Below are 569 nucleotides of genomic sequence, written 5' to 3' on the forward strand. Positions count from 1 at the left end.
CCCCCCGGGAAGGCCAGCATCGGCACCGACTGCCAGCCGCCCTCGTTGATCGCGCGCGCACCGTAAGCCACGCGCTTGCCGCCTTCCAGGATCGCGCGGATATCCGGGTGCTGCTTCCAGCGCTGGAATTCCTCGAACGGGTAGACGTAGGGGTTCTTGTAATCGAGCGCGGTCACGAAACCGAGCGCCACCTGGTTGTTGGCCTGGTGGTAGAGGAAGCCGCCGCCCCAGCTGTCGGTCTCGCTCATCGGCCAGCCCTGGGTGTGGATGACCCGGCCGGGGACGTGCTTGTCCGCGGGGATATCCCAGAGTTCCTTGATGCCGATGCCGTAGATCTGCGGCTGGCAATCCGCTTCGAGGTCGTACCTGGCCTTGAGCCGCTTGGTCAGATGGCCGCGCGCGCCTTCACAGAACACGGTGTACTTGCCCAGCAGGTTCATGCCCGGCTGGAAGTCGGCCTTGGGATTGCCCTCGCGGTCGACGCCCATGTCGCCGGTCTGCACGCCGATCACGGCGCCGTTCTCGTCATAGAGGATCTCGGCGGCCGGGAAGCCCGGGAAGATCTCGAT

1 pseudogene is annotated in these 569 nt (G+C 65.9%); it reads right to left on the reverse strand.

Annotated elements, in window-relative coordinates:
- Positions 1–569: pseudogene (locus AB4Z00_RS26570) on the reverse strand (electron transfer flavoprotein-ubiquinone oxidoreductase); the annotation flags it as partial.

The organism is Novosphingobium sp. YAF33, from assembly GCF_052113265.1.
Classification (GTDB): Bacteria; Pseudomonadota; Alphaproteobacteria; order Sphingomonadales; family Sphingomonadaceae; genus Novosphingobium.